General features: G+C 35.4%; 20 protein-coding genes. 16 read left to right on the top strand and 4 right to left on the bottom strand.

Going from position 1 to position 22,654, the window contains the following annotated elements; all coding sequences use genetic code 11:
• Positions 1-103: 103 nt before the first annotated feature.
• The 3 genes from AB8B65_RS02265 to AB8B65_RS02255 all read left to right on the top strand — a co-directional run bounded on the left by AB8B65_RS02265 (position 104) and on the right by AB8B65_RS02255 (position 6,394).
• Entirely contained in the window at positions 104-1,747 is a 1,644-nt protein-coding gene (locus AB8B65_RS02265) for a LysM peptidoglycan-binding domain-containing protein (protein WP_405299182.1), read from the top strand.
• A gap of 26 nt (positions 1,748-1,773) precedes the next feature.
• Entirely contained in the window at positions 1,774-2,760 is a 987-nt protein-coding gene (locus tag AB8B65_RS02260) for a DUF4837 family protein (protein WP_405299180.1), read from the top strand.
• 1,507 nt (positions 2,761-4,267) lie between these two features.
• Positions 4,268-6,394, top strand: a complete 2,127-nt coding sequence (locus AB8B65_RS02255) for a Tex family protein (RefSeq protein WP_405299179.1) — start codon at positions 4,268-4,270, stop codon at positions 6,392-6,394.
• Here the strand turns inward: AB8B65_RS02255 and AB8B65_RS02250 are convergent.
• The 4 genes from AB8B65_RS02250 to tatA form a co-directional block, all read right to left on the bottom strand.
• Positions 6,391-6,591 carry a hypothetical protein gene (locus tag AB8B65_RS02250; protein ID WP_405299178.1) on the bottom strand — a complete coding sequence of 67 codons (201 nt, stop codon included), beginning with the start codon at positions 6,589-6,591 and terminating at the stop codon, positions 6,391-6,393. The two genes, AB8B65_RS02255 and AB8B65_RS02250, sit on opposite strands and share 4 nt — an antisense overlap.
• Positions 6,592-6,595: 4 nt before the next feature.
• Complete coding sequence (locus AB8B65_RS02245) at positions 6,596-7,228, bottom strand: hypothetical protein (protein WP_405299177.1); 633 nt, start codon at positions 7,226-7,228, stop codon at positions 6,596-6,598.
• Positions 7,229-7,352: 124 nt separating this feature from the next.
• Positions 7,353-8,006: a hypothetical protein gene (locus AB8B65_RS02240; protein WP_405299176.1), complete on the bottom strand. Its 654-nt coding sequence runs from the start codon at positions 8,004-8,006 to the stop codon at positions 7,353-7,355.
• Between the two features lie 96 nt (positions 8,007-8,102).
• Positions 8,103-8,291, bottom strand: a complete 189-nt coding sequence (gene tatA / locus AB8B65_RS02235) for a twin-arginine translocase TatA/TatE family subunit (RefSeq protein WP_405299175.1) — start codon at positions 8,289-8,291, stop codon at positions 8,103-8,105.
• 129 nt (positions 8,292-8,420) lie between these two features.
• On the opposite strand from tatA, the gene AB8B65_RS02230 reads away from it, so the two are divergent.
• From AB8B65_RS02230 to wecC, 13 genes are all read left to right on the top strand, one after another.
• The gene (locus AB8B65_RS02230) at positions 8,421-9,293 is read left to right on the top strand and encodes a M23 family metallopeptidase (RefSeq protein WP_405299174.1); all 873 of its coding nucleotides are present in this window, start codon (positions 8,421-8,423) and stop codon (positions 9,291-9,293) included.
• A 31-nt stretch (positions 9,294-9,324) separates the two neighbouring features.
• Complete coding sequence (locus tag AB8B65_RS02225) at positions 9,325-10,824, top strand: GH3 auxin-responsive promoter family protein (protein ID WP_405299173.1); 1,500 nt, start codon at positions 9,325-9,327, stop codon at positions 10,822-10,824.
• A gap of 42 nt (positions 10,825-10,866) precedes the next feature.
• Positions 10,867-12,561 (top strand): DUF6909 family protein, encoded by a 1,695-nt coding sequence (locus AB8B65_RS02220; protein WP_405299172.1) that lies wholly within the window; start codon positions 10,867-10,869, stop codon positions 12,559-12,561.
• Positions 12,562-12,571: 10 nt separating this feature from the next.
• The gene (locus AB8B65_RS02215) at positions 12,572-13,660 is read left to right on the top strand and encodes a hypothetical protein (protein WP_405299171.1); all 1,089 of its coding nucleotides are present in this window, start codon (positions 12,572-12,574) and stop codon (positions 13,658-13,660) included.
• Positions 13,653-14,672 carry a dTDP-glucose 4,6-dehydratase gene (gene rfbB / locus AB8B65_RS02210; RefSeq protein ID WP_405299170.1) on the top strand — a complete coding sequence of 340 codons (1,020 nt, stop codon included), beginning with the start codon at positions 13,653-13,655 and terminating at the stop codon, positions 14,670-14,672. The genes AB8B65_RS02215 and rfbB overlap by 8 nt, the downstream gene beginning before the upstream one ends.
• A gap of 101 nt (positions 14,673-14,773) precedes the next feature.
• A complete protein-coding gene (gene rfbA / locus AB8B65_RS02205) occupies positions 14,774-15,631 on the top strand; it encodes a glucose-1-phosphate thymidylyltransferase RfbA (RefSeq protein ID WP_405299169.1) in 858 nt (285 codons plus the stop codon).
• 10 nt (positions 15,632-15,641) lie between these two features.
• Positions 15,642-16,175 (top strand): dTDP-4-dehydrorhamnose 3,5-epimerase, encoded by a 534-nt coding sequence (gene rfbC / locus AB8B65_RS02200; protein ID WP_405299168.1) that lies wholly within the window; start codon positions 15,642-15,644, stop codon positions 16,173-16,175.
• Positions 16,172-17,026, top strand: a complete 855-nt coding sequence (gene rfbD / locus AB8B65_RS02195) for a dTDP-4-dehydrorhamnose reductase (RefSeq protein ID WP_405299167.1) — start codon at positions 16,172-16,174, stop codon at positions 17,024-17,026. The genes rfbC and rfbD overlap by 4 nt, the downstream gene beginning before the upstream one ends.
• A 4-nt stretch (positions 17,027-17,030) precedes the next feature.
• Positions 17,031-17,828, top strand: a complete 798-nt coding sequence (gene cysQ, locus AB8B65_RS02190; protein WP_405299166.1) for a 3'(2'),5'-bisphosphate nucleotidase CysQ — start codon at positions 17,031-17,033, stop codon at positions 17,826-17,828.
• A 105-nt stretch (positions 17,829-17,933) separates the two neighbouring features.
• Positions 17,934-18,929 carry an SDR family oxidoreductase gene (locus tag AB8B65_RS02185; RefSeq protein WP_405299165.1) on the top strand — a complete coding sequence of 332 codons (996 nt, stop codon included), beginning with the start codon at positions 17,934-17,936 and terminating at the stop codon, positions 18,927-18,929.
• Positions 18,919-20,178 carry a nucleotide sugar dehydrogenase gene (locus AB8B65_RS02180; RefSeq protein WP_405299164.1) on the top strand — a complete coding sequence of 420 codons (1,260 nt, stop codon included), beginning with the start codon at positions 18,919-18,921 and terminating at the stop codon, positions 20,176-20,178. Before AB8B65_RS02185 ends, AB8B65_RS02180 begins: the two co-directional genes overlap by 11 nt.
• Positions 20,179-20,214: 36 nt before the next feature.
• Positions 20,215-21,339: a non-hydrolyzing UDP-N-acetylglucosamine 2-epimerase gene (wecB, locus tag AB8B65_RS02175; RefSeq protein WP_405299163.1), complete on the top strand. Its 1,125-nt coding sequence runs from the start codon at positions 20,215-20,217 to the stop codon at positions 21,337-21,339.
• 9 nt (positions 21,340-21,348) lie between these two features.
• Positions 21,349-22,551, top strand: a complete 1,203-nt coding sequence (gene wecC / locus AB8B65_RS02170) for a UDP-N-acetyl-D-mannosamine dehydrogenase (protein WP_405299161.1) — start codon at positions 21,349-21,351, stop codon at positions 22,549-22,551.
• Positions 22,552-22,654 lie beyond the last annotated feature (103 nt).

The following is a 22,654-nucleotide window of genomic DNA, read 5'->3' as shown; positions in this document are numbered from 1 at the left end:
TGCGCTCGAACTGACAAACATCTAATTTTTAAATACTTTGCGTATAATATTCGCAATTCTTATATCGAGAACAGCTTACAAAACGATAAACAACTTAGAATACATGAAATACCTCTTTAGCATAGCATTCTTACTTCTTGCCTTTGTGGGAACTGCCCAAGAAGACGACAAAAAGCCAGCAAAAGAAAAACTGACTTTCAAAATCATAAAAGACACAATCATTCTTGATGGTAAAAAAACCGTCATGACCGATACCATTTTTCTTGATACCAAAAACGAAATCAAACGTTCTGTAGATGAGGTGCTTCCGCAATTAGACAGCACTAAAACAGCTTTAGATGGTAACAAAGAATTAAACAAAATAAACGAAAGTTATGAGTTGCTAGACAATAAAAAAGCAGCCGAAATAGACAGTTTGTGGCTTCGTGAACTTGGCGGAGTCGAATTGTTTGATACCATTCACAAAGAAATCTCAGCGTTAAAATATGAGCCAGTTGTTTTTCAAGACTTGCCAACCGATACCTTAAAAGCGCGTTTGGAACGATTAAACGCAAAAACACCGTTTAACATTGAGTACAATCCATCACTAGAAAGTGTCATTAGAAGATTCTTAAAAAGACACAAAAAATCGATGGAACGCTTAATGAAAAAAAGTCAATACTACTTTCCAATGTTTGAGCAAGAATTGGACAATTACAACATTCCACTAGAAGTAAAATACTTAGCAATTGTAGAATCTGCCTTAAATCCAAAAGCACGTTCACGCGTTGGCGCTACAGGTTTATGGCAATTTATGTATCAAACAGGAAAACAATACGATCTTAACGTGAGTTCGTATGTTGATGAACGTAGCGATCCTGAAAAATCAACCAAAGCAGCCTGTCAATACTTAGCAAGCTTATACAAAATATTTGGCGATTGGGATTTAGCCTTAGCCGCTTACAACTCAGGTCCAGGAAACGTTTCAAAAGCCATTAGACGTTCTGGCGGATATGAAAATTACTGGAATATTCGTAAAAACTTACCACGAGAAACGGCCGGATATTTACCCGCATTCTTGGCAACAATGTACATTTTTGAATATGCAGATGAACACGGTTTTCAAGTCGAAAAAATAGAAATTCCACACTTTGCAACGGATACTATTCAAGTAAAGCAATTGTTGACTTTCGATCAAATTTCGGAAGTATTAAACGTAAAAGTAGAAGACTTACAATTTTTCAATCCGTCGTATAAACTAGACATCATTCCTCACATAAAAGGAAGAAACTATACCTTACGATTGCCTGTAAAAGAAGTGGGGAAATTTGTAAACAACGAAGAAGCTATTTACGCATTGGCGAAAAAGGAATTAGCCAAACGCGAAAAACCATTACCACAACTTTTTGAAATGGAAAAACGTACGCGTTACCGTGTACGACAAGGAGATTATTTAGGAAAAATAGCCCGAAAATTTGGTGTGCGTGTAAGTGACTTAAAACGATGGAATGGACTTCGATCTAACCGATTGCGAATAGGACAACGCTTAACCGTATATCCAAGAAAACCTGGTTTTGCCAATAAAAAAGCATCCAAGCAGAAAAAAAACATAAAAAATGCAAAAACCTACGTTGTCAAGTCTGGCGACTCTTTGTGGAGCATTGCGCAAAAATTCCCTGGAATTTCTGTGAAGAATATTAAAAAATGGAACGATATTAGTGGCAACAAACTAAAACCTGGAATGACGTTGCGGGTTTCTAAAAAATAATAAACACTTATAAAAACCGATTACACGTGAAAAAACTATACGCATTCTTATTCGTCCTTGCATTATTTTCTGCATGTGAAGACCCAAAAGATAAAGATGTGGCACAACGATACTTGCCATTATCTTCTGGAAAAATGAACATGATCGTGGTTGTCATAGATAGCGACCAATGGAAAGGAAAAGTTGGTGATAGTATTCGTAGTATTTACGGAGTGCCAACTGATGGTTTGCCAATGGAAGAACCAATCTTCTCATTAAAACAAGTCAGTCCACAAGTATTTAAAAAACAAATCAGAACCTACAGAAGTGTTTTAGTAGTACAACCATCTGACAAAAAACAATTCCAAGTGCGTGAAAACGTATACTCCAAACCGCAAAAAATGGTGTATGTTACTGGAACGGATGATGAAATTATAACACAACTCAAAGAAAACTCAGAAAACTCTATTAGTGATTTCAAACAAAATGAGTTAATTGCCAAGCAACAATATATTCGAGGTTCCATGAATCAAGAAAAAGCGCTGCAAGAAACTTTCGGAATAGCACTCAACATTCCGTCCGTATACAAAATGGTGAAAAATGAAAAAAACTTTGTTTGGTTTGAGCGTAAAGTCAAAACAGGAACCATGAATATCATCGCGTACACATTGCCGTTTGGAAGTATTCCGAAAGACAGTACAACGATTGATGCCATCATAAAAATGCGCGATTCTATCGGAGAAGTATACGTGCCAGGAAGAGATCCTGAAACCATGTATATGATTACAGAAAAAGCATATACGCCCTATTTATACAATGCTACGATTGACAAAAAACCTGCGTTTGAAACCAAAGGAATGTGGGAAGTATATAACTTTCAAATGGCAGGACCATTCCTCAACTATGTTGTCGAAGACAAAGCAAACGATCGTTTGGTGGTTATTGAAGGATTTACCTTTGCGCCATCGGAAGACAAAAGGGATTTTATGTTTGAAATAGAAGCCATCCTAAAATCCTTAAAAATTGAGGAATAAATAACACAAGTATATAAAATACTGAAAGCGCATTGGTTTTTTACTGATGCGTTTTTTTGTACCTAAATTTTTTTCGCTTCCGCGAGAACGTACGCTAGTACGGTTGCTGTTTTTTAAGTTGCCAATTCGTTAATTCGTTAATTTGAAGCTTCTACGCTAGCGCAAGTTTGTAACTGATGCCTACAAACCAGCTAAAAAAAGTATTGAGTATTTAGCTGTTAGTATTCAGATTTTCAAATGAAATTTCAGATATCAAAACACCAACAGGCAAAGCTGATACGAATAGCTAAAATCTTTTTTGTCACGAATGCACGAATTGTTTGTTTGTAGTTCATGTTTGTGCATACTAATTTGTCACGAATTTTGCTTACGGTTATGTGAATTTGCTGATTGTTTTGAAACGTCCTTGCAGGTCGGTTGTGAGTTGGCTAGGTGATTCGTGAAAAACAAGATGGTTGTCGTATAAGCAAAAAGATTCACTTCGTTCGTTATGATGTTTCAAAGCATTTCAATATGCAATACGAATAGCTGAAAAATTTTTTGTCACGAATGCACGAATTGTTTGTTTGTAGTTCATGTTTGTAAATACTGATTTATTACGAATTTTGCTTACGGTTATGTGAATTTGCTGATTGCTTTGAAACGTCCTTGCGAGGAATTTATGACGTGGCAATCTGTTTCTGTAAAAACAACATCGTTATATTATATGCAGATAGCTTCACTTCGTTCGTTATGATGTTTCAAAGCATTTCAATATGCAATACGAATAGCTAAAATCTTTTTTGTCACGAATGCACGAATTGTTTGTTTGTAGTTCATGTTTGTGCATACTGATTTGTCACGAATTTTGCTTATGGTTATGTGGATTTGCTGATTGTTTTGAAACGTCCTTGCGAGGAATTTATGACGTGGCAATCTGTTTCTGTAAAAACAACATCGTTATATTATATGCAGATAGCTTCACTTCGTTCGCAAAGACGTTTCAAACAATTTGACGAATCAAAAAAATAAACACACCAACACACTAAAAATTCGTGTATTCGTGGTAAAAAAATCAAACAACAACCCATTTTTATAGCAACAGATTGCTTCACTTCGTTCGCAAAGACGTTTCAAACAATTTGACGAATCAAACAAATAAACACACCAACAAACTAAAAATTAGTGTATTCGTGGTAAAAAAATCAAACAACAATCTATTTTTATAGCAACAGATTGCTTCACTTTGTTCGCAAAGACGTTTCAAATAATTTGACGAATCAAACAAATAAACACACCAACACACTAAAAATTCGTGTATTCGTGGTAAAAAAAATCAAACAACAATCTATTTTTATAGTAACAGATTGCTTCACTTCGTTCGCAAAGACGTTTCAAATAATTTGACGAATCAAAAAAATAAACACACCAACAAACTAAACGAAGTCTCCAAAAAAAATATTCCTGAATCTGTGGTAAAAAAAGAATTTTAAAGTACTTTTCAATCTTCCAAGAAAAAACGACTTCCATGACCGAACTTCAGTACATACAATCGCACGTTTCAATACCAGAAAAAAGCATTCTCAAAACTATTGAATTACTGAATGAAGATTGTACAATTCCTTTCATATCACGTTATCGAAAAGAAATGACAGGAAACTTAGATGAAGTACAAATTGGTCAAATCGTAAAATTAAAAACGGCTTTTGCAGAACTCGAAAAACGTCGAGAAACCATCTTAAAAGCCATTACGGAACAAGATGCGTTAACGCCACAATTACAGGAAAAAATCGCGCAAGCAAAAACACTCACCGCGCTAGAAGATATCTATTTACCTTACAAGAAAAAACGCAAAACCAAAGCTTCGGTTGCCAAAGAAAACGGATTGGAACCATTGGCAAAAATCATCATGAAACAACAACATGAAGATATAAACCATGCTGCACAACGTTTTGTAAAAGGAGAAGTTGCTTCGGTAGAAAAAGCTATTGAAGGTGCGCGACATATTATGGCAGAGTGGATTAATGAAAACGAATACGTTAGAAACAAAATAAGACGTCTGTATCAGCGAAAAGCTACGATTACAACCAAAGTAGTCAAAGCAAAAATAGCCGACGATACAGCGCAGAAATACAAGCAATATTTTGATTGGAGCGAATCACTTCAAAGAACACCTTCACACAGATTGCTAGCCATGTTACGTGCCGAGAATGAAGGCTTCATCAAACTAAAAGTTGCTGTTGACAAAGAAGAAGCCATCGATTTAATGGACAGAATTATCATTAAAACAGATAAAACATCCTGTACCGATCAAATTTTTACGGCTATCGAAGACGCATACAAACGCTTATTAGCGCCTGCAATTGTCAATGAAGTCTTGAACGATGTAAAAGCAAAAGCAGATGGAACGGCAATTTCGGTATTTGCAGAAAACTTAAAACAATTATTACTTGGCGCACCATTGGGACAAAAACGTGTGTTGGCACTCGATCCAGGTTTTAAATCGGGTTGTAAAGTAGTGTGTTTAGACGAAAAAGGCGATTTATTGCATAATGAAAATATATATCCGCATCCGCCGCAGCGAAAAAATGTAGAAGCAGGAAAAAAAATACGTTCCTTGGTAAATGCCTATAAAATTCAGGCAATTGCAATTGGAAACGGAACAGCTTCGCGTGAAACGGAATTCTTCATCAAAAAAATTCAATTTGATCGCGATTTACAAGTCTTTATTGTCAATGAAGCAGGCGCATCTGTGTATTCTGCATCTAAAATTGCACGTGCCGAATTTCCAAATTACGATGTAACGGTTCGTGGTGCAGTTTCCATCGGAAGACGTTTGAAAGATCCATTGGCTGAATTGGTAAAAATTGATCCGAAAGCCATTGGAGTTGGACAGTATCAGCACGATGTTGATCAAACAAAACTAAAAGATGAACTCGATACAGTTGTCATGAGCTGCGTAAATGCCGTTGGTGTCAACGTAAATACGGCCAGTAGCGCGTTGCTGAGTTATGTATCTGGAATTGGTGCAAATTTGGCGGAAAATGTGGTGAAATTCAGAACTGAAAACGGAAAAATTGATTCACGAAGTAGCTTAAAAAAAGTACCGCGATTGGGTCCAAAAGCGTTTCAGCAAGCCGCAGCATTCTTGCGAATTACAGACGCCAAACATCCGTTAGATAATTCTACAGTACATCCAGAAAGTTATCACATCGTAGAAAAAATGGCAAAAGACGCTAAAATTTCTGTAGATGAGTTAATTGGAAACAAAGCGATTTTAAGCAACATAAAATTGGAGAATTATTGCACAGAAACCATCGGTTTACCAACATTAAACGACATTGTAAAAGAATTGGAAAAACCAGGCGTTGATCCGCGAAAAGCAGCAAAACTCTTTGAATTTGATAAGAATGTAAAGAAAATTTCCGACGTAAAAGTGGGCATGTCTTTGCCAGGAATTGTCAATAATATTACCAATTTTGGTTGTTTTGTCGATATCGGAATCAAAGAAAGTGGCTTGGTACACATTTCAAAATTGGCAAACGAATTTATCAGCGATGTCAATTCGGTTGTAAAACTACACCAACATGTAACCGTTACCGTTGTTGAGGTTGATGAAGCGCGCAAACGAATTCAATTGTCCATGATAGACTAAATACAGTTTGTCATTCCTGTTTTTACATCCTTAAAAATATAATGTGTATTTTCTCTAAAAGGCAAAATAGCATAATCAGACGTTGGTAAAGAAAATGTTTCTATTTTCTCTTTGACTTTAGTTTCAGTTGCTACATTTTTATCTTTACAAGACAAAAAAAACAGAATTGAAATCAAGAATAGGAAATACTTTTTCATCGGTTTACTTTTTAATTTTTTCAGCAATATCCTTATAAATTCCCATCATATAATGCCCGCCAGAAATCATAATATACATTCGGTTTTCTTCTAAAAAAAAATCGTGTGGCGCTTTGCTAATATACATCCACAAACTACCGTGTTTTTGCGATTTTTTCAACATATTAAACGTAGTTTTAGCAATTTCGGGTGTTTTAAAAATGTACTCTTCAATTGTAACTCTCGGATATAAATTTCCGTTTGGTTGCATTGGTTTAGCACCTTTTAAAAATGCAGTTGAAACCTCATGAAGTCCATTTTTAAACATGTCAAGATCAATATCTTTATACACTGTATCTCTCAATCTTATCATACGTTGCAAACCTCCAAAAAGAATGGTTTTTGCGGGAGATACTTTCTCGAAATTCTTAATTTGATACTTATGTTCTAATTTCGATAATCGTTGTACTTTTTCTTCTAACCTAGAAGTGAAATCTATTTCTTTTTTAATTTCACTTTCGTGAGCATTGACTTTTGGCGAAACCGTATCTTTTGAAACTTCTTGTTGCGGTACTTTCTCAGTATTTTTCGATGCTTGCTCCCTACAAGAAACAAAACAGATTAAAACGGTTACAAACAGGATAAAACGTGTTTTCATAGGATGAAGTTATGAAATAAGCGCCACATTTGATCACTTCTTTACAGGAAACCTATGTTTTAAAAAATTAAATACCAACTCAAAATGTTCAAATATGTTTTCGGTAGTTTCGATATAAGATTTTTTATATTTTTTTCTTTCTAAAAAGTAAAATAATATCTGTAATAAAATACGCAGAAACGACTATCATCGTAAATATTGCATATCCGTATTTTTGATTTGGGAAAAAGTGAAAAATACTAGCATACAATGCAAACAAACCAATAGGATAAGTGAAAAGTCTACTAAAAACACCAAAAAATGAACCTTCATTTATGAGTTGTTTGTCAGTCATTTCAATAGCTAATTTCTCAAAAATAGCGTTCCGCATCATACGTTTTTCACCTTCATACACAGCTTTACAAAACACAACATATAGTATCATAAAAATTCCAATAATAGATGCGTACAGCCAAAATCGTTCGTTTTGATACAAAGTGGAAAGTCTCCAAGAAAAAAAGGCAGATAATATGATAAATATTCCCAAGAAAAAGCTTTTTCCATACACATTGAGTTTTGCTTTAATGTCGGTCAAGTGGTTTTCACTATTAAATGTAAAGGTAAAAACAGCGTACAAACTTCCTGTCCAGCTATTATGTTGCCACAATCTAACTTCGTTGTTAGTACTACTTCCGTGTGTTTTTTTGTTTTTAAAAAGAAAACAGATAAAATGCGCTCGAAATGTGTCGGGCTTTTCTATTGTAATTAATTGTGTTACTTCTTTTTGGGTGATTTTCATAAAAAAATACGTCTATCATAATTCTCAAATGTTACTGGATACAAAAAAATCCATACCGTTACAGTATGGATTTTGTATGTTATATAAAATAGGAAACTACTCTTTCTCTACTTTCTTCGTTTCTTCTTCGCCTTTACTTGCTTCCTTAAATTCCTTAATTCCGCTACCTAATCCGCGCATTAATTCTGGAATCTTTCGTCCTCCAAACAAAAGTAATACAACTACTACAATTAAGATGATTGAGTATCCACCCGGAATGGCCAAAAACATATTTAATGACATCATAATGTTTATAATTTAAGTTACAAAGGTAAAAATAAATAGGTATCTAGCGTCAAAGAAGCACAAAAAAAACACTTCAATACAATTTATTCCTAATAATTTTCTTTTAAGTTTGTGATGAATAAAACAATCATGGCAAAAGAAAACCGAAAAAAACGACAACTCAAAAAGAAGCTTTTGCATAAGTATCGTTTGGTTATTCTTAATGAAGATACTTTTGAAGAGCGCATTTCATTTAAACTCACACGTTTAAATGTTTTTGTGTTGGTTGGATTTTCTGCAATTCTGCTCATCGTACTCACCACGTTTTTAATTGCGTTTACTTCCTTACGGGAATATATTCCAGGCTATTCGTCAACAGCATTAAAACAAAAAGCCATTGATTTGAATGAAAAAATTGATTCGTTAGAACAAATTTCACGTAGAGATTCTGTCTACCTTCATTCTATTCGTAATGTCCTTACGGGAGAAATAAAAAGCGAAAGCATCAATAAAGATTCACTATTTAAGTCTTTCGAAATCGATCTTGATGCAACAGATTTAGTGCCAAACAAAGAAGATTCGCTTTTGCGTGAAGAAGTAGCGCAAGAAGACAAATACAATTTGCTTGAAACGGCAACCTCCAAAGTGAAATTTAAACTCTTTCCGCCTGTAAAAGGACAAATTACTCAAAAATACAATCCGAAAGAAAAACACTTTGCAGTGGATGTCGCTGTACTAAAAGATACGCCTGTAAAAGCAACGGCAGACGGAACGGTTATTTTTTCCGAATGGACTGCCGAAACTGGCTATGTCATTATCATTGAACATTCAAACAATTTAATATCGGTGTACAAACACAACGCGTCTTTAACAAAACAACAAGGCGATTTGGTTACCGCAGGCGAAGTTATTGCAACCGCAGGAAATACAGGCGAACTCACCACAGGACCGCATTTACATTTTGAACTTTGGAGCGAAGGCTATTCCATCGATCCCGCATCATTTATTGATTTTAAATTATAGCTGATTTAATCAAGAACTCAAACGCATACAGATGAAATCACTCAAAGCCCTTTTAGCAAAACCATTTGCAAAACGCATTCAAAAAAAAGTGTCAAAATGGGCAAACAATCCAGTGCAAACGCAAGAAAAAGTATTTCAAAAACTTTTAAAAGAAGCGGCGTATACTGAATTTGGAAAAGATCATGATTTTGGAAATATTCAGTCGCATGCCGATTTTGTAAAACGCGTTCCCATTCGCGATTATGAAGCGTTACGATCGTATGTAGATAGAGTAGTAGCAGGCGAAAAAGACATTCTCTGGAAAGGAAAACCGGTATACTTTGCCAAAACTTCAGGAACAACTTCGGGCGCAAAATACATTCCCATCACCAAAGAATCCATGCCAACGCATGTAGAAGCCGCACGAAACGCCATCTTATTATACATTGCTGAAACAGGAAAAACCGATTTTGTAGATGGAAAAATGATCTTTTTGCAAGGAAGTCCAGTATTAAACGAAAAAAACGGTGTAAAACTTGGGCGACTTTCTGGAATTGTAGCACATTATGTACCTGGATATTTACAAAAAAACAGAATGCCAAGTTGGGAAACCAATTGTATTGAAGACTGGGAAACCAAAGTAGAAGCGATTGTTGATGAAACGCTGCACGAAAAAATGGCGATTATCAGCGGAATTCCATCGTGGGTACAAATGTATTTTGAACGAATAGAAGCGCGAACTGGTAAAAAAATAGGCGATGTTTTCCCCGATTTCAACCTGTTTATTTTTGGAGGTGTCAACTTTGAACCGTATCGCAATAAGTTTGAAAATTTAATTGGACGAAAAGTAGATAGTATTGAATTGTATCCGGCAAGTGAAGGATTTTTTGCCTTTCAAGACCAACAAAACGACAAAGGAATGCTGTTGCAGTTGAATTCGGGCATATTTTACGAATTCATCAAAGCGGACGAATTTTTTGACGAAAATCCAACCCGAATCACCATAAAAGATGTGCAACTTGGTGTAAATTACGTAATGATTATCTCTACAAACGCAGGACTTTGGGCATATAACATTGGCGATACAGTCGAATTTACTTCCGTAAAACCATACAAAGTCATTGTTTCGGGGCGTATCAAACACTTTATTTCGGCGTTTGGCGAACATGTCATTGGCAAAGAAGTAGAACAGGCATTAAACGATGCATTGCAACAATCTGGCGCAAGCATAAATGAATTTACGGTAGCGCCACAAATAAATCCAACAGACGATTTACCGTACCACGAATGGTTTATTGAGTTTGAAAAAGCGCCAAAAAACATAGAAACATTCGCAGAAACGATTGATGCTTCTTTACAGCAACAAAACAGTTATTATTTAGATTTGATTGATGGAAAAATTTTAAAACGTTTGCAAGTCACTCAAATTCAGAAAGATGGCTTTCAAAACTATATGAAATCGATCGGAAAATTGGGCGGACAAAATAAAATTCCTAGATTGTCCAATGATAGAAAAATAGCGGAAATGCTAACGAATTACAAAAAAGCTTAGAAATATCAAATTAACTTGTATTTTTGTGCGGAAAAATCATTTATGAGTAACATTAGAATACACGAAAGAACAAGAGCGCAAGAATCATCAGGAGCTATTGAACGTTTGTACATCACCATGAGGCATTTATTTAATCGTGGGTTTTACAAACCAATGGGAGTTTCTGGAGAAACACTGCGTCAATCTTTACTTGTGTTGCGCCCTGAAATATATGGTTCTATTGCTGATCAAAAAGCAGAAATCAATGGACTATTATATGTCATTGATCGTTTGCCAATAGGTATTGAAGAATGCCGTTTTATCAACTTAACTTCAGACGAAGGCTATAAAAATTCACACTTCAAAGCCATCATTCCTCCAAAAAGACGTAGAAACTGCTACCGAATTGATGAGGAACAAATGAACATTGAAATTACACGTGGTCGCTCTGAAATTTATGATATACTAACGCATTTAACGTTTTTATTTATAGAATCGCACAAAATTAGCGATCGTGTTTTAATTGGAGAAGATGGAGAAACAACGCGCGATTGGGAAAAACTAGAAAGCGCAGTTTGTAAAAAGAAAAAACTAACCTTAGCAGAACGTGAAGTTGCTATTACGCATGCTGCCAATATTTTAGGGAGAACTTTTGAAGAAATATTAAGCGCACACAAAACCTTTTCTACAAAAGAAAATCCAGAGCGTTTCTTAAATATTATTTATTGGTTAGGGAAATTAGCCATAAAAGAAGTAACCAAAAGCGAAAAAAGAACCATCACTTTTAGTCCTGTATTACGCGAACGCTTAGGACACCATATTCATGGAGAAATTTGGGCAAATAACATCAAAAAAGTATTAAAAGACAATAAACTATTACACAGACCAATTCATATCATTAGTGCCAATATGCACAGTGTAATGAACTCTATATTTGCACCAAAATTGTTGCAAAAACAACTCAATACGACCGACGAATTTGATGTTTTTGAAGCATTAAGTACTTCAGGAAACAATTCGCTTCGTAATAAAGTTGAAAAAGAAGCGTTGAAAAAAGGAATGATTTACATTGAAGATGAATCAGGTACAAACATCAACGTGCAAATTTTTGACACCGCCAAAATCGACTTTAGTAAAACCACATACACATGTTGTGCGCCAACTGATGACGAAAAGCCGGTGTTATTTGTAATGGATTATGCCTTTGGGGAACAAGCATACGAAACTATTGATGAGTTTTTAAAGCCGTACACAAGCGAAGACAAAACACAAAAAGAATACTTAAATGTGGCTTCAATTTCCATTATGGGAAAAGCAGGAATACTAGAAGGCGGAAAAGGAGACATTATGATTCCGTCGGCACATATTTTTGAAGGAACCGCAGATAATTATCCTGTTAAAAACGAATTGGAAAAAGAAGACTTAGAAGGTCATGGACTTGAAGTATTTGAAGGTTCAATGATTAGTGTTTTAGGAACGTCTTTACAAAACAAAGACATCTTAAAATTCTTCCACGATTCTACTTGGAATGTCATCGGACTCGAAATGGAAGGTGCGCATTACCAAAAAGCCATTCAATCAGCTTCAAAAATTAGAAGAAGTATCTCAGAAGATGTAAAAGTAAGATATGCTTACTATGCTTCAGATAACCCATTAGAAACTGGAAGCACATTAGCTTCTGGTGGATTGGGAACAACAGGTGTAAAACCTACATATTTAATAACAAGAAAAATATTAGAACAACTATTTAACAACTAATAAAAAAAAAATGAGCGATAATAACCAAAATGTGCTGCCTGAAAAACCACAATCTGGCAATGAAATAGACTTAAAAGAGCTGTTCAGAATGATTGGAAGTGCTTTTAGCAAGTTCTTTTTATTCATAAGAAACATACTTTTATTCCTACTAGATCTATTAATAAGAGCCTTAATTATTGTTAGGGTGCATATTGTTAAATTTGTAATTGTAGGGTTTTTAAGTGTTGTTATTGGATGGTTTATAGATTCAAGAAAAGAACCTATATACGGATCAAGCATGTATTTGCAAACAAACTACGGAAGTACACGTCAATTATACTCAAACATTAAATATTACAACGGACTTGTAGAAGAAGGTGATAGTACAAAGCTTGCAGGTATTTTTGATATTCCAAAAGATGTTGCAGGTAGTCTTCGAGCTTTTATAATTGAGCCAGATGTTACTGACAACGGAATGCTAAAAGCTTATAATGAATTTATGAAAACGGCGGATACTACTTTTGTCATGAATGAAATCGATTTTGATAAGTTCAAGCAAAACACCAGTCCGTTAGACTTTTCAGTTCATGAAATTTCTGTGTATTCTGCTGATAAAGAAATGATTCCTTTATTACAGAAGCCAATCATCACAAATAATATTGAAAACTTTCATATTAAGAGACAGAAAGAAATCAACATACAGAATCTTGAAAAACAGTCAAAAGCGCTAGAAAAGCAATTGGTAAAAATTGATACGTTAAGTGAAGTTTACAAAGACTTACTATTACAAGAGCCTAAAGAAAGTACCGGAAAGGCATCCAATACGTACATTCAATTAGCGTCTAATAACGAAAGAAAGACAAAAGAAATTGAGTTATTAGCTGTGAATGAAAAAATTGCCAATAGAATTCTTGAAATCAACAGGAAAAAAGAAATGGAAAGTGAAACAATCAATGTATTGAGTGATTTTTCTCCTGGAGCAAGAATTAGAAATTTTTACGATAGATATTTATACAGAATTCCAATGCTTACGATTTCATTGTTATTAATGTTTATCTTATTGAGAGAATTAAACAAGTACTTAAATACATACGCAGAAAACAAACGACTGAATGCCTAAAAACGCCGTACTTATTACTGGAGGAGCAGGATTTATAGGTGCAAACTATATTCCGTATTTCTTGGAACAACACCAAGACACAACGGTTGTAAATATTGACAAACTCACCTATGCTGGCGATTTGGCAAACTTGGCAGAAATAAGTAATCATCAAAATTATACGTTTGTAGAAGGCGATATTTGTGATAGAAATTTGATAGAAAAGTTGTTTGAAACGTATGACTTTAAAGCGGTAATTCACTTTGCAGCAGAATCACATGTAGACAACTCTATCAAAAATCCTGATGCGTTCATACAAACGAATATCTTTGGAACGTTTAATTTATTGGATGTAGCCAAAAAATCATGGATGCACGGACCAAATCAAGTGAAATCAGGTTATGAAAATTGCCGTTTTCATCACATTTCAACCGATGAGGTTTATGGAACGCTCGGAGAAACAGGTTTGTTTACAGAAGATACATCGTACGCACCAAACAGTCCGTACAGTGCGTCTAAAGCATCGTCCGATTTTATTGTACGCAGTTACTTTCATACCTACGGAATGAATGTAGTAACCACAAACTGTTCAAACAATTACGGGCCAAAACAACATGATGAAAAGTTAATTCCGACCATCATTCGTAAAGCAGTTACAGGAGAAAATATTCCCATCTATGGTGATGGAATGAATATCCGCGATTGGTTATACGTATTAGATCATTGCAAAGGAATTCACTTAGTATACCAAACAGGAAAAGCTGGTGAAACCTACAATATTGGTGGAAGAAACGAACGTACAAATGTGTACATTGCAAACACAATTTGTGAATTGTTAGACAAATTACGTCCAAAAGAAACTTCATACAAAGAACAAATTAGTTTTGTAAAAGACAGACCAGGACACGATTTTCGATATGCAATTGATGCAAATAAAATAGAAAATGAACTCGGTTGGAAAGCTGAAGAAAACTTTGAATCGGGCATTTTAAAAACGATTGAATGGTATTTGGAAAAGTACACAACAAAATAGTAACAAACAGATGGAATAAGTCTTAACGATGGTTGTTATATTAATTTAGTTGTTTACTGACAAATTCCATTTGACAGATTTAATAAAATAGAAATATACAAATGAAAGGAATAGTATTAGCCGGCGGATCAGGAACACGATTGCATCCACTTACGCTTGCAGTAAGTAAGCAATTAATGCCTGTATACGACAAACCGATGATATACTATCCTGTTTCCACTCTGATAAGCGCAGGAATTCGTGAAATACTCATCATTTCAACACCGCAAGATTTGCCATTATTCCAAAAACTATTGGGCGACGGCAAAAAATTTGGTTGCGAATTTCAGTACGAAGTACAAGAAAATCCAAACGGATTGGCAGAAGCGTTTATCATTGGCGAAAAATTCATTGGTGATGACAAAGTTGCCTTAATTTTGGGCGATAATATATTTTACGGTTCAGGTTTGGCAAATTTATTACAAGCAAACAACAATCCTGAAGGTGGAATTATTTATGCATATCACGTACACGATCCAGAACGTTACGGAGTCGTAGAATTTGATGACAATGGCAACGCAATTTCAATAGAAGAAAAACCAGCAAAGCCAAAATCAAATTACGCAGTTCCAGGGATTTATTTTTATGACAATGACGTCGTAGAAATTGCCAAAAACATCAAACCAAGCGGACGTGGCGAACTCGAAATTACCGATGTAAATCGTGTATATTTGGAAAAAGGAAAACTAAGTGTAAGCATTCTCGATAGAGGAACAGCTTGGTTAGACACAGGAACATTCAACTCATTAATGCAAGCTTCACAATTTGTACAAGTTATTGAAGAGCGTCAAGGACTCAAAATTGGAGCCATTGAAGAAGCGGCATATAGAATGGGATTCATTAGCAAAAAACAACTAGATGAATTGGCAAAACCACTCTTAAAAAGCGGTTATGGAAAACATCTATTAGAAATACAATAAAAACAACGTCTTGAACATAACACACACACCATTAGCGGGCTGTTTTGTCATAGAACCTCAAGTATTCGGAGATTCTAGAGGAAGCTTTATGGAAAGCTATAACGAACAAAAATTTCCAGCAAAGGTGCATTTTGTACAAGACAATCAATCCGTTTCGCAAAAAGGTGTGTTGCGCGGTTTGCACTTTCAAAAAGGCGAACATGCACAAGCAAAATTGGTACGTGTCATTCGTGGCGAAGTGCTAGATGTTGCGGTAGACATTCGTCCAGATTCTGAAACGTACGGACAGCATTTTTCCATCATTCTAAATGCCGAAAACAACAAACAACTTTTTGTGCCAAGAGGATTTGCACATGGTTTTGCAGTGTTGCAAGATGATACCATTTTCGCGTATAAATGTGATAATTTTTATAACAAAGAAGCAGAATCGGGAATTATTTACAATGATGCTGATATTGCAATAGATTGGATGTTGAACGAAGATGAAATTATGCTTTCTGATAAAGACAAATTGCTTCCCAACTTGAAATCAGTATCGTTATGAAAACGGTTTTAGTAACTGGCGCAAATGGTCAATTAGGACACTGTATTCAAAAGATACAACACCAACATTCTGACATTCACTTTCACTTTAAATCATCGAAAGAATTAGACATTACTGATACAACTTTGGTGAATGATTACTTTTTAAATCACGAAATTGATTATTGTGTAAATTGTGCTGCATATACGAATGTAGAATTAGCCGAAAGCGAAGAAGACAAAGCGTATTTGGTAAATGCCGAAGCAGCCAAAAATCTCGCGAAAGCATGCGCTGACAATAATGTGACCTTACTACATATTTCTACAGATTATGTATTTGATGGCACAAAAACATCACCATACATAGAAACGGATACAACAAACCCGATAAGTGTATATGGCGCGTCAAAACTTAAAGGCGAACAAAACATTCAAGAAGTATTCGATAATTATTTCATCATTCGTACTTCATGGTTATATGCTGAATTTGGGAATAATTTCTACAAACTCATCTTGCGAAAAGCAGCAGAAAAGGCAAATCTTACGATCACAACCGAACAAAAAGGAACGCCGACAAACGCGAACGATTTGGCTGAATTGATTGTAGAAATCATCAACACAGCAAACAAAAACTACGGAATTTATCACTTTAGCAATGATGGCGAAGCTACTTGGTACGATTTTACGAAAGAAATCATTCAAAATTTGAATCTCGCTGCGGCGGATCAACCTTCTTTAAAATCGGTAGCTACGTATAAAACCAAAGCGGCACGACCAGAAAATAGTGTGCTCGACAAAACGAAAGTTCGCAACATTATTAACACAATTACTTGGCAAGAAAGTTTGCGAAAGCTTATGCAAAATCATTTATAATTTGATGAAACAATATCTATACACTGCCGTAGAAGCTGCTGTAAATGCAGGCATGATCATTATGGATATCTACGAAAATCAAATCGTGGACGTAGAAAGAAAATCGGACGATTCACCTGTAACCATTGCAGATAAAAAAGCTGATATCTACATTCAAAAAGCTTTACAAAGCACAAAAATTCCCGTATTAAGCGAAGAAGGCGAACACGCTAGTTATGAAATTCGCCAAAATTGGCAACAATGCTGGATTGTAGATCCACTTGACGGAACCAAAGAATTCATCAAACGAAATGGCGAGTTTACCGTAAATATAGCGTTGGTAGAAAACGGAAAACCACTCTTAGGTGTCATATATATTCCTGCGGTAAAATCGTTATACTTTGCGATTCCTGCAGAAAAAAAAGCATTCAAAATTGAATTAGACTCACATGCTATTACGCCTGAACTTTTCCAAAACGCCAAAGAAATCTTTGCAGCAAACGAAAATGGCGTCATTACCTTAACTTCAAGTCATTCGTATACAAACCAAAAAGTAATAGACTTTATTGATACGCTTGAAACCGAAGGAAAAGAAGTCAACCTAATCAAAGCAGGAAGTTCGTTAAAGTTCTGTTTAATGGCGGAAGGACAAGCGTCGTATTATCCGCGTTACGCGCCCACAATGGAATGGGACACTGCGGCCGGACATGCTATTTGCAAGGCTGTCGGACTTGAAGTGTATTCGCTAGAAACCAACAAACCACTAAAATACAACAAAGAAAACTTACTAAATCCGTGGTTTCTTGTTAGAAAAATACGATAAAATAAAAGGGGATAAAACCTTTTCTATAAAGGGTATTTCCCCTTAAAACTCATTTATTTCCTAGTATTAAAATTTATAGCTAGTTTTGCAGCGAATAATAGCAACATGTATCAAGAAGCATATCACCACGAACACCTTAGTAATTACAGTTTTTTAATCACAGGTGGCGCAGGATTCATCGGGTCCAATTTAGTAGGATATTTACTAAAACACAACGCCAAAAAAGTACGTGTATTAGACAACTTAGCCACAGGTTTTAAACATAATATTGCCGAATTTGAATCGCATCCGAATTTCGAATTCGTCCTTGGTGATATTCGCGATTTAGAAACATGTACTACGGCTGTTGCCGGAATGGACTTTGTGTTGCACCAAGCAGCCTTAGGTTCTGTACCGCGCTCGTTTAACGATCCTATTTCATCAAATGAAGTAAATATTGCAGGTTTTTTAAACATGTTAGTAGCTTCACGCGATGCAGGCGTAAAACGAATGATCTATGCAGCTTCTTCTAGTACGTATGGCGATAGTAAAGCATTGCCAAAACAAGAAGAAATTATTGGGAAACCGTTATCTCCGTACGCAATTACAAAATATGTAAACGAATTATACGCAGATAATTTTTCTACAAACTTTGACTTTCATTCGGTAGGATTGCGTTATTTCAACGTTTTTGGACCAAAACAAAATGTAAAAGGAGCGTATGCGGCAGTAATTCCGCTATTTTTCAATGCAGGAATACATAACACAAAAGTAACAATCAACGGAGATGGAAATCAAACGAGAGATTTTACATTTGTCGAAAATGTAATTCAGGCAAATATAAAAGCAGTATTTTCAGAAATTACAAAACACGAAGTTTTCAATGTTGCTGTGGGCGATCGAATTAGTGTAAACGATTTGTGGAATAACATCAAAGAAATTACAAAAAGTACTGTTGAAGTTTCTCATGGAGAAAGCCGAATTGGTGACGTGCGCGATTCGTTAGCCGATATTACAAAAGCAAAAACACTATTAGGATACAATCCAAAATATACCGTGCGCGATGGTTTGGCCATTACGTACGACTTTTTTAAAAAGCAAGCGGAAGCAAATGACGAATAAGGTAATTTCCATAATAGGTTTAGGATATGTTGGATTGCCACTTGCGGTTGAATTCAGCAAAAAAGGATATCAAGTCATTGGATTTGATATCAACGAAGCGCGCATTCAAGAATTGCAACAAGGAAACGATCATACGCTTGAAGTTAGCGCAGCAGAATTGCAAGAAGCTTCCACCTTGCAGTATACAAACAAAGCTTCCGACATTGCAAAAGCAACTGTGTACATTGTAACCGTTCCGACACCAATTACCGATCATAAATTTCCAGACTTAAGACCTTTAGAAGCTGCTTCAAACTTGGTAGGTTCAGTTTTAAGGAAGGATGATATTGTCATTTATGAATCGACCGTTTTTCCAGGTTGCACCGAAGAAGTGTGTGTGCCAATTTTAGAAATGCAAAGTGGATTGGTATTTAATACAGATTTTTTCTGCGGATATTCTCCAGAAAGAATCAATCCGGGAGATAAAAAACACAGAGTTAACAACATTGTCAAAGTTACTTCGGGAAGTACGCCTGAAATTGCGGAAACGATTGACGAATTATATAAAAGTATTGTTACCGTAGGAACGTTTAAAGCGTCGTCTATAAAAGTAGCTGAGGCTGCCAAAGTAATTGAAAATTCGCAACGCGATATCAATATTGCGTTTGTAAACGAATTGGCATTGATTTTTGGCAAACTAGGAATTGACACACACGAAGTATTAGAAGCTGCTGGAACAAAGTGGAACTTTTTGCCGTTTACGCCAGGTTTGGTTGGCGGACATTGTATTGGTGTAGATCCGTATTATTTAACGCACAAGGCGAAAAGTGTAGGATACATTCCGCAAGTAATATTAGCAGGAAGAAAAATAAACGATAACATGGGCAAATACATCGCAGAACGCGTGGTAAAACTCATGATAAAACAAGGAAAGTTAATCAAAGGCGCCAAAGTGACTATTTTGGGAATCACATTTAAAGAAAACTGTCCCGATATACGAAACACACGCGTTATTGATATTGTGCATGAACTTTCGGAGTACGGTATTGAAGTTGAGGTATTTGACGACAATGTAAATGCTTCTGAAGTAAAAAAGGAATATAATATTGACTTAGTGTCTACCATTTCAAACGACACGAGGGCGATTATTTTGGCAGTTGCCCATAAAAGTTTCAATAAAATTGACGTAACTCCCTTTTTTAAAGCAGGATGTATTATTTTTGACGCGAAAAATTTCTTCCCTAAACCAATAGTTACAGAGAGATTATAGCCGTAAAAACAATAAATAAAGAACAAAAACAAACTGATGAAAAAAAACCTAATTGTATTTGGTACACGACCAGAAGCCATAAAAATGGCACCATTGGTAAAAGAATTTTTAAAACACCAAGACACTTTTGAAACAAAAGTTTGTATCACGGCACAGCACAGAGAAATGCTGGATCAGGTACTTTCATTTTTTGAAATAACTCCAGATTATGATTTAGACTTAATGAAGCCGAATCAGAATTTATATGGTTTAACTTCAGATATTATCATGAATTTAAAGCCTGTATTGGAAGAATTTCAGCCAGACTATGTATATGTTCATGGAGATACTACAACGACAATGGCAACAAGTATTGCAGCTTTTTATTCAGGAGCTAAAGTATGTCATGTAGAAGCTGGATTGCGTACGTTTAATATGAGATCGCCTTTCCCAGAAGAAATGAACAGATGTGTTACAGGAAGTATTTGTGACTATCATTTTTCTCCAACAGAAACATCAAAACAAAATCTGCTTAACGAAAATGTTGCAGATAAAAACATATTAATTACAGGAAATACTGTGATTGACGCGTTGCACTTTAGCGCAAACAAAGTAAAATCGACAGGATTTGAAGATCAAGAAATTGAAGACTTAAAAGGAGTTTTAGATACTTCTAAACGATTAATATTAGTTACAGGACACCGTAGAGAAAATCACGGACAAGGATTTATCAATATTTGCAGTGCGTTAAAACAAATTGCAACCGATCATCCTGATACACAAATTATTTATCCTGTACACTTAAACCCGAACGTACAAAAACCAGTATACGAATTATTGGCAGATATTGACAATGTGAATTTAATAAAACCATTGTCGTATCCTGCATTTGTATGGTTAATGGACAAATCGAACTTAATAATTACCGATAGTGGCGGCGTGCAAGAAGAAGCACCAAGTTTAGGAAAACCTGTATTGGTTATGCGTGATACTACAGAACGTCCAGAAGCTGTAGACGCAGGAACCGTATTATTGGTTGGAACAAATACCGAAAAAATTATCAGCGAAGCGAATAAATTACTAACAGACGAATCTGCTTATCAAAAAATGAGCAAGCTACACAATCCGTATGGAGATGGAACTGCTTGTGATAAGATCGTTACATACATGTCAAAATTATAATACAGAATCATGGCGAATAAACCGAGTGTTGTTATGGTAGGTCTAGGATATATTGGACTTCCTACCGCAGCGTTAATTGCAAGTAGAGAAATAAAAGTTACAGGAGTTGATATTCATCAACATGTTGTAGATACTATTAACAAAGGAGAAATCCATATTGTTGAACCAGATTTAGATGGTTTGGTACATAAAGTAGTAAAAGATGGTTTTTTAACCGCAAGTACATCACCAGTAGAAGCAGATGTGTATTTAATTGCTGTTCCAACACCATTTAAAGGCGATTACGAGCCAGATATTTCGTATGTAGAATCGGCTACAAGAGCATTATTGCCAACCTTAAAAGAAGGTGCATTAGTCATTGTAGAATCGACAAGTCCTGTAGGAACTACCGATAAAATGCAAGCCGTTATTGAAGCGGAACGTCCTGAATTGATTGGAAAAATATACATGGCATACTGTCCAGAACGTGTATTGCCAGGAAACGTAATTTACGAATTAGAGCATAACGATAGAGCTATTGGTGGAATCGATGCTGAATCTACTGAAAAAGCGGTTGAATTTTACAGACACTTTGTAAAAGGAGAATTGCACAGAACCAACTCTAAAACGGCAGAAATGTGTAAGTTGGTTGAAAACTCATCAAGAGACGTACAAATTGCGTTTGCAAACGAGCTTTCTATGATTTGTGATGAAGCAGGAATCAATGTATGGGAATTAATCAACTTAGCAAACAAACATCCGCGTGTAAATATTTTACAGCCAGGAACTGGTGTTGGTGGACATTGTATTGCGGTAGATCCATGGTTTATAGTTTCTGAATTTCCAGAAAAAGCAAAAATCATTCGTTCTGCAAGAGAAATTAACAATTACAAAACAGAATGGGCAATTGAAAAGGTGAAAAACACCGCTTTACAATTCAAAATTGACAATGGTAAAGATGCTAAAATTGCTTGTATGGGATTGGCTTTTAAACCAAATATTGACGATTTACGCGAATCGCCAGCATTATTAGTTGTAGATACGTTGGTAAATGATGGTTTCAATGTATTAGCGGTGGAGCCAAATATAAAATCGCACAAAAAATTTGATATACATACAGTTGATGCTGCATTAGCACAAGCAGATATTGTTGTATATTTAGTAGCACACAGAGAATTTTCTAGCTTAGAAAAAACAGCAAGTACGCTTGATTTTTGCGGTGTGTTTAAGTAAGATTATACTATAATAGATATAAAAAAGAGGTTGTCTGAAAAGTTTCAAAAGTCGTCATTCTGGACTTGATCCAGAATCTCATAAAGCTGATTTTCAACTCTTA

Origin of the sequence: Kordia sp. (genome assembly GCF_045105435.1) — a bacterium.
Lineage (GTDB): Bacteria > Bacteroidota > Bacteroidia > Flavobacteriales > Flavobacteriaceae > Kordia.
The sequence above is the reverse complement of the archived record's forward strand: the minus strand, read 5'-3'. Positions and strand labels throughout refer to the sequence as shown.